Consider the following 7,741-nt stretch of genomic DNA (forward strand, 5'->3'; position numbering starts at 1 on the left):
CTAGTGCGCGGCTGCGGCGTCGCGGTCGCGGCGCACGTTGGCCTTGCGGCCCTTGAGCGTGGTGGCTCCGCGCAGCGACTTCAGGACGTCGTCGGCTGCGTGCTCGGGCACCTCGACCAGGGCGTGACGCTCGTGGATCTGGATGGCGCCGATGTCGCGGCCGGACAGCCGCGACTCGTTGGCCAGCGCACCCACGATGTCCTGCGGGCGCACCCCGGACGCGCGACCGGCCGAGACGAACAGCCGGGTGGTGCCGGCCTTCGGCGGGCGCGAACCCTGACCGCGGGCGCCGCCGCCGGGGCCACCGGGGCCCTCGCGACGCGGACCACGGGCGTCCCGGGCTCCGGCGGCACCGCCGCGCGGGGCCCGGACCTCCGGGATGTCGATCTCGTCGTCGGCCACGGCCGTGCCGGCCCGGGCCATCCGGATCGCGGCGGCGGCGATCGTGGCGAGGTCGTTCTCCTGGGCCAGCTCCAGCACCAGGGCGTCGACGCCGTCGTTGTCGCTGCCGGCCTCGATCTGCTCGGCGATGGTCACCGCGGTGCGGGCCAGACGCGCGTCACGCAGGTCCTGGACCGTCGGCACCGGTGCCACCGGCACCGTGGCGCCGGTCAGCCGCTCGATGCCGCGCAGGTGCCGCACCGACCCCGGGGTGACCAGGGTGATCGCGACGCCCTCGCGCCCCGCACGGCCGACCCGGCCGATCCGGTGCACGTAGGCCTCCGGCGAGGACGGGACGTCGTGGTTGACCACGTGGGTCAGCGAGTCGATGTCCAGTCCGCGGGCCGCCACGTCGGTGGCGACCAGCAGGTCGGTCCGCCCGGCGCGCAGCCGCTCCACGACGCGGGTGCGGTGCTCCTGGTCCATGCCGCCGTGCAGCGCCTCGGCCCGCAGGCCGCGGCCGGTGAGCGTCTCGGTGACGGCGTCGACGTCGGCCCGGGTGCGGCAGAACACGATCGCCGCGGTCGGGCGCTCCATCTCCAGCACGCGACCGAGCGCGACGGTGACGTGGCTGCGCGGCACGTTGTAGGCGGTCTGGCGGACCTTGGGCGCCTGGCCCTCCGGCGTCTCGACCTTGCCCATCCGGATGTCGACCGGGTCGTTGAGGTGCTTGCGCGCCAGGCTGACGATCCGGCTCGGCATCGTCGCGGAGAACAGCACCGTCTGACGCGTCGTCGGAGTCGCGTCGAGGAGCAGGTCGATGTCCTCGATGAAGCCCATGTCGAGCATCTCGTCGGCCTCGTCCAGGACCGCGACCTCGATCGCGTCCAGGGACAGGGCGTTGCGGTTGAGCAGGTCGATCGCGCGGCCGGGGGTGGCCACGACGATGTCCACGCCGCGGCGCAGGGTGCCCAGCTGCGGGCCGATCGGGGCCCCGCCGTAGACGGTGACGACCTTCGCGCCGACGTTGCGGCCGTAGCGCGCCACCGCCTCGCCGACCTGCATGGCCAGCTCACGGGTCGGCGCGAGGATCAGCCCGAACGGGCGGGCTCCGCGGGAGCGGCTCGCCCGGCCGTCGGTCAGGCGCTGCAGCATCGGCAGCGCGAACGCCGCCGTCTTGCCGGTGCCGGTTGCGGCCTGCCCGAGCAGGTCGCGGCCCGCGATCAGCGGGGTGATGGACTCCGCCTGGATCGGGCTGGGGTGCTCGTAGCCCAGGCTCTCGAGCTCACGCAGCAGCTGCGGGGCGAGGCCGAGGTCGGCGAACGTCGTGCCGGTGCTCTCCGGCTCGTCGTCCTCGCCGTCCGCGTCCTCGACGGACTCGTCGGCTGCGCTCTCGTCCGTCACGTTCTCCGCGACGTGGTTCTCGGTGATGTCGTTCTCGTCGCTCACCGTCTCGGTCTCGACGGCGTCGGCCTGCACGCTGTCGTCGATCGCAACGGTGTCGTTCCGGGGGGTGTCGATGTCGGCGATGTCGCCGTTCGCCTCGCTCGTGTCGGGGATCTCGTTGATCCGGTCGTCGTTGATCAGGGCTTGGTCCAGCAGAGTGCTCACTCGGTCCTCAGTCGCGGCAGGGCGTGCGTACCCGATCGGTCGCACCACCCGCGGAAGCCCGGAGGCCCGCGCGGCACCGTTGACCCGTGCCGTTGACTGGACCCTGAGGGGCTCTCGGCTGACGTCATCGCTGACAGCCGACTCGTTCATTGTTCCACGCGACGCCCCCGCCGTGTGGGCGGGGCCGCCGTGCGCCCGATCACTCACCCGAAGCCCGCCCGCGCCACCTGCGCCCCGAACAGCGGACCGGGCCCGCGGCCGACCGGGCGCCGCAGTCAGGTCACGACGGCGCGACGCGCACCGACCAGGCTCCCGCGCGGTCCGTGACGCGCGCGCGAGCACCGATCGGTGCGCGGCGGGAGTGCGGGACTCAGCCCTTGCCGAAGCCGGCCTTGCGCAGGGCCTCGGCCATGGCGTCGTTCGCCGGGGCGGAGCGCTTGTCGTCGCGGCGCTGGCCGCCGCCGCCCTGACCGCCGCTGCCCTGACCGCGGTTGCCGCCGCCCGAGCCGCCCTTGACGTCCGGACGAGCGCCCCCGCCGCCGCGACCACCGGGGCCGCCCCGTCCACCGGGGCCGCCGTGGCCACCGGAACCGCCCTTGCCGCCGGGCCCACCGCCCTTGCCGCCGCCGGGCCGCCCGCGACCACCGCCGCGCTCGCCTGCGGCGTCCGGACGGCCGCCGCCCTTGCCCGCGCCGGGCTCGTCGTCGAGGCGCATGGTCAGCGAGATGCGCTTGCGGGCCTCGTCGACCTCGAGCACCTTGACCTTGACGACCTCGCCGGACTTGGCGACGTCGCGCGGGTCGGACACGAAGTCCTTGCTCATCGCCGAGACGTGCACCAGGCCGTCCTGGTGCACCCCGACGTCGACGAACGCCCCGAACGCGGCCACGTTCGTCACGACGCCCTCGAGCAGCATCCCCACCCGCAGGTCGGAGATCTTGTGGACGCCCTCGGCGAAGGTCGCGGTGCGGAACGCCGGACGCGGGTCGCGGCCCGGCTTCTCCAGCTCGACCAGGATGTCGGACACGGTCGGAAGGCCGAACGTGTCGTCGACGTAATCCTTGGGCTTGATCGCGTGCAGCTTGCCCGCGTCGCCCATCAGCGCCGCGACGTCGACCTTCGCCCGCTCGACCATCTTCCGGACGACCGGGTAGGCCTCCGGGTGCACCCCGGAGACGTCGAGCGGCTCGTCGCCGCCGCGGATACGCAGGAAGCCCGCGCACTGCTCGAACGCCTTCGGCCCCAGCCGCGGGACGTCGGCGAGCGCGGTGCGGGTGCGGAACGGCCCGTTCGAGTCGCGGTGCGCCACGATCGCCCCGGCCAGCGACTCGCTGATCCCGGACACCCGGCGCAGCAGCGGCGCGGACGCGGAGTTGACGTCCACCCCGACCGCGTTTACACAGTCCTCGACGACCGAGTCCAGCGAGCGCGACAGCGAGGACTCGGGCAGGTCGTGCTGGTACTGCCCGACGCCGATCGACTTCGGGTCGATCTTGACGAGCTCGGCCAGCGGGTCCTGCAGACGACGCGCGATGGAGACGGCGCCGCGCAGCGACACGTCCATGTCGGGCAGCTCGGCCGAGGCGTAGGCCGACGCCGAGTACACCGATGCCCCGGCCTCGGAGACCATCACCTTGGTCAGCTTCAGACCCGGGTTGTCCTTGATCAGCTCCCCGGCCAGGGTGTCGGTCTCGCGCGACGCCGTGCCGTTGCCGATCGCGATCAGCTCGACGCCGTGCTTCGTCGCCAGCGCGGTCAGGGTCCTGACCGACCCGGCCTTGTCGTTGCGCGGCTCGTGCGGATAGATCACCGAGGTGTCGAGCACCTTGCCCGTGGCGTCCACGATTGCGACCTTGACGCCGGTGCGCAGGCCCGGGTCCAGGCCCATCGTCGGGCGGGTGCCGGCCGGGGCGGCGAGCAGCAGGTCGCGCAGGTTGGCCGCGAACACGCCGATCGCGCCCTCCTCGGCGGCGGCGCGCAGCCGGACCCGGATGTCGATGCCCAGCGCGGTGAGCATCCGGGTGCGCCACGCCCAGCGCACGACGCCGAGCAGCCAGGCGTCGGCGGCGCGACCCTTCTCGGCGATGCCGTACTCGGCCGCGATCAGGCGTTCGTAGGCGGTCGGGGTCTCGTCGTCGCCGGCGTCGAGGGTGACGTCGAGGGCCTCCTCGGTCTCGCCGCGGAACACGGCGAGGATCCGGTGGCTGGGCAGCGTCGTGAACTTCTCGGAGAACTCGAAGTAGTCCGAGAACTTCGACGCGGCCTGGTCGTCCTCCTTGCCCTCGCGGACCTTCGTGACCAGACGGCCGTTCGACCACATGCGCTCACGCAGGCCACCGACGAGGTCGGCGTTCTCCCCGATCCGCTCCACGATGATCGACCGGGCGCCCTCGAGCGCGGCCCCGGCGTCGGCGACCTCGTCACCGGTGTACGCGGCCGCCTCGGAATGCGGGTCCAGCGTCGGGTCGCCCAGCAGCGCGTCGGCCAGCGGCTCGAGGCCCTGCTCGCGGGCGATCATCGCCTTGGTGCGGCGCTTGGGCTTGTAGGGCAGGTAGATGTCCTCGAGCCGGGCCTTGGACTCCGCCGCCCAGATCCGGGCCTCCAGGGCCTCGTCGAGCTTGCCCTGGGTGCGGATCGAGTCCAGCACGGCGGCCCGGCGCTCCTCGAGCTCACGCAGGTAGCGAAGACGCTCCTCGAGCGTGCGGAGCTGTACGTCGTCGAGCCCGCCGGTGGCCTCCTTGCGGTACCGCGCGACGAACGGGACGGTCGCGCCGCCGTCGAGCAGGTCCACCGCGGCCTCGACCTGGTTCGGCCGGGCGCCGAGCTCGTCGGCGATGCGCTGTCGGATGGAGCGGTGCCGGACCGCCTGGTCCGGCACCTGCACACCCCCTCCGGACGCGATGGGGGCCGACCCGTTCGGGGCCGACGGGTCGCCGTCCTCGGGAGTCGGGGCGGGGGTGTCCGGGAGTGCCGAGCCTGTCACCCCCCAATGGTCGCTAACCGGGCGCGGCGGGCAACCGCCGGGTGGTGGCTGACGACCGTCGGGGCGTGTGCTCGTGCGTCACCAGGTGACCGGCACCGAGCGCACCCCGCCGGTCAGCTGGTCCGACCGCACCTCCAGCTCGTCCACCCCGACCGCGAGGCGCAGCCCGGGCAGGCGGGTGAACAGCGTCGAGAACACCGTGGTCAGCTCCGTGCGGGCCAGGCTGGCGCCGATGCAGAAGTGCGCGCCGTGCCCGAACGACAGGTGCGCGTTCGGGCGCCGCGTCGGGTCGAAGTCGTCGGCGTCGTCGAACGCGGCGGAGTCCCGGTTCGCCGAGGCCGAGGACAGGAACACTGCGTCCCCGCGCGGGATCGTGTGCCCGCCGACCTCGATGTCGTCGTGGGCGTAGCGGACCAGGCCCAGCCCGCCCGGCGCGGACAGGCGCAGGACCTCCTCGACCGTCGTCTGCACGCGCCCGGACACGTCGGCGACGAAGGCGTCGCGCCGCGCGGTGTCGCTGAGCAGCAACAGCACGCCGAGGTCGATCCGGCCGACCGTGGTCTCGTGCCCGGCGAACAGCAGCCCGGCCGCGAGCCGGGTCATCTCCTCGTCGGAGAACTCGGGGTCCGAGGCCTGCGCGGCGGCCAGGTCGGACAGCACGTCCTCGCCCGGGTCGCGCAGCTTCGCCGCCGCCAGCTCGCCCATGTAGCGGTGGAACTCGGCCATGGCCAGACGCGCGTCGTCCCCGGAGTTGAGGGACGCGACGCGCTCGGAGAGGCCCCGGAAGTAGTCGCGGTCGGCGAAGGGCACGCCGAGCAGCTCGCAGATCACCAGCACCGGCAGCGGGAACGCCAGCGTCTCGTGCAGGTCGACGACGCCGTCCGCGGACGCATCGTGCGCGGCGACGAGGTCGTCCACGCACCCGTCGACCAGGCTCCGGACGTGGTCGCCGAGCAGGCGCATCCGCTTGGCCGAGAACGACGGGACGAGCAGCCTGCGCATCCGGGCGTGCTCGTCGTGCTCGGTCTCGTAGTCCCCGCTCGGCCCGCCCATCACGGCGGCGTCGGAGATCTTCGCGGCCTGCTCCGGCGCGGGGTGCGAGCGACCGAGGCGCGGGTCGGCGAACAGCTCACGGCACTCGTCGTAGCGGGTGACCATCCAGGCCGGGTCACCGGCCGGGGTCCGGACCGCCACGATCGGCGCCTCCCGCCGCAGGACGTCGTAGAGCGGGGCGACCTGCAGGATGTCCGGGCGGTCGAACGGGAGCTGCGGTGCGGGCTGCGTGGTGGTCACGGGAATCTCCTCCGGCGGCTGGGCGTGATCTCCACGGTAAGCGGAAATTGCACACTCTGCAGCAATTCGGCGGATATGGTTTCGTCACACAACGGTCGTGCACGACCGCTCGCCGGTCGGCTGTGGAGATCACCGAACCGGCGTGCGCCACGATCCGAACGGCCCCTCATGCCACGCCGAGCACTACTGGCCCTGACCGCCGCGACGCTCGCGCTCACCGCGGCCTGTTCGGGCGCCCCGCCGTCCGGCTCGGCCCCGCCGCCCGCCGCCGCGCCCACGACACCGGCCACGATGGACACCCCCGGCGCACCCAACCGCTTCCCGGAACCGCTGCCGCCGCCGGCCGAGCCGGCGGTCGCGCCCGCGCCCACCGCGACGCCCGCGGGCCGGACGGTGCAGGTCGGCTCCGTGCCGGAGGGCATCGTCGCGGACGGGCCGAGCCGCCGGGTCGCGGTCGGGGTGCGCGAGCCGAACCAGCTGGTCCTGCTCGACACCGACAGCGGCGCGGTCACCGGCCGGGTGCCGCTGCCCGGCGTGCTGCGCCACCTGCAGGTCGCCGTGCCCGGCGGGCCGGTGCTGGTGCCCGACGAGAGCTCCAACTCGCTGATCCAGGTCGCGCTGCCGAACGGGCCGGCGACGTCGCAGGTCACGACCGGGACCAGCCCGCACGACGCCACCCAGGCGCCCAACGGGACGATCTTCGCCGCGAACGAGGGCGGCGGCACGGTGGTCGCGATCCGCGACAACCAGGTCGTGCACACGTTCACCGACGTGACCCAGCCCGCGGGCCTGGCTGCAGTCGGAGACCGGGTCGGCCTGATCGACGTCCGGGACAACTCCCTGACGATCTACGACACGAACACCTACGCCGGCATCCTCGAGCTCCCGGCCGGCGCCGGGCCGACGCACCTGGTCGCGGACAAGCACGGCCGGATGATCGCCACCGACACCCGTGGCGGGCAGGTCCTGGTCTACGACCCCTCCGGGACGCCGCGCCAGATCGCCGCGCTGTCGGTGCCGGGCGAGCCGTACGGGATCACCTACGACCCGGTCCGCGACCGGCTGTGGGTCACGGTCACCGCGACGAACCAGCTCATCGGCTACGACATGACGAACCCGGAGCCGCGCGAGATCGCGCGTATCCCGACCGTGCGCCAGGCCAACACGGTCGCGGTCGACCCGGACACCGGACGCCTGTTCGTCACCGGGACCAATGACGGCGTCGTCCAGATCGTCGAGGGCCCGGCGTAGGCCCCGTGACGGACGCTCGGCCGATCTTGTGCCGCCTGAGGTCGCTGTTACGGTCGGGCCAGCACGTGGTTGCGCCTAGGGTTCCGCCCGCCACCCGCCATCACCCCACAACCAGGGTGGCCCGGGGACAGGACCGAGCGGCGCCAGGTGCGGCCGTAATCGGCCGCTCCCACACCTGACGGGACAAAAGCCCCGAGGGCTCCGTATTCGTCGTGCCCGTTT

At 73.5% G+C, this 7,741-nt stretch carries 4 protein-coding genes; 1 reads left to right on the forward strand and 3 read right to left on the reverse strand.

Annotated features, from left to right (window positions below):
* From I4I78_RS27245 to I4I78_RS27255, 3 genes are all read right to left on the reverse strand, one after another.
* Entirely contained in the window at positions 1 to 1,992 is a 1,992-nt protein-coding gene (locus tag I4I78_RS27245) for a DEAD/DEAH box helicase (RefSeq protein WP_308252386.1), read from the reverse strand.
* 370 nt (positions 1,993 to 2,362) lie between these two features.
* On the reverse strand, positions 2,363 to 4,870 hold the full coding sequence (locus I4I78_RS27250; RefSeq protein WP_308252387.1) for a Tex family protein: 2,508 nt from the start codon (positions 4,868 to 4,870) through the stop codon (positions 2,363 to 2,365).
* A 183-nt stretch (positions 4,871 to 5,053) separates the two neighbouring features.
* Complete coding sequence (locus tag I4I78_RS27255; RefSeq protein ID WP_218614363.1) at positions 5,054 to 6,268, reverse strand: cytochrome P450; 1,215 nt, start codon at positions 6,266 to 6,268, stop codon at positions 5,054 to 5,056.
* 168 nt (positions 6,269 to 6,436) lie between these two features.
* Between I4I78_RS27255 and I4I78_RS27260 the strand changes: the two genes are divergently transcribed.
* The gene (locus I4I78_RS27260) at positions 6,437 to 7,519 is read left to right on the forward strand and encodes a YncE family protein (RefSeq protein ID WP_218614364.1); all 1,083 of its coding nucleotides are present in this window, start codon (positions 6,437 to 6,439) and stop codon (positions 7,517 to 7,519) included.
* Positions 7,520 to 7,741 lie beyond the last annotated feature (222 nt).

Source organism: Pseudonocardia sp. KRD291 (assembly GCF_019263595.1).
GTDB lineage: Bacteria > Actinomycetota > Actinomycetes > Mycobacteriales > Pseudonocardiaceae > Pseudonocardia.

Coding starts and splice junctions, on each gene's coding strand:
- I4I78_RS27260 (WP_218614364.1), top strand. CDS start 6,437: ATGCCACGCCGAGCACTACTGGCCCTGACCGCCGCGACGCTCGCGCTC.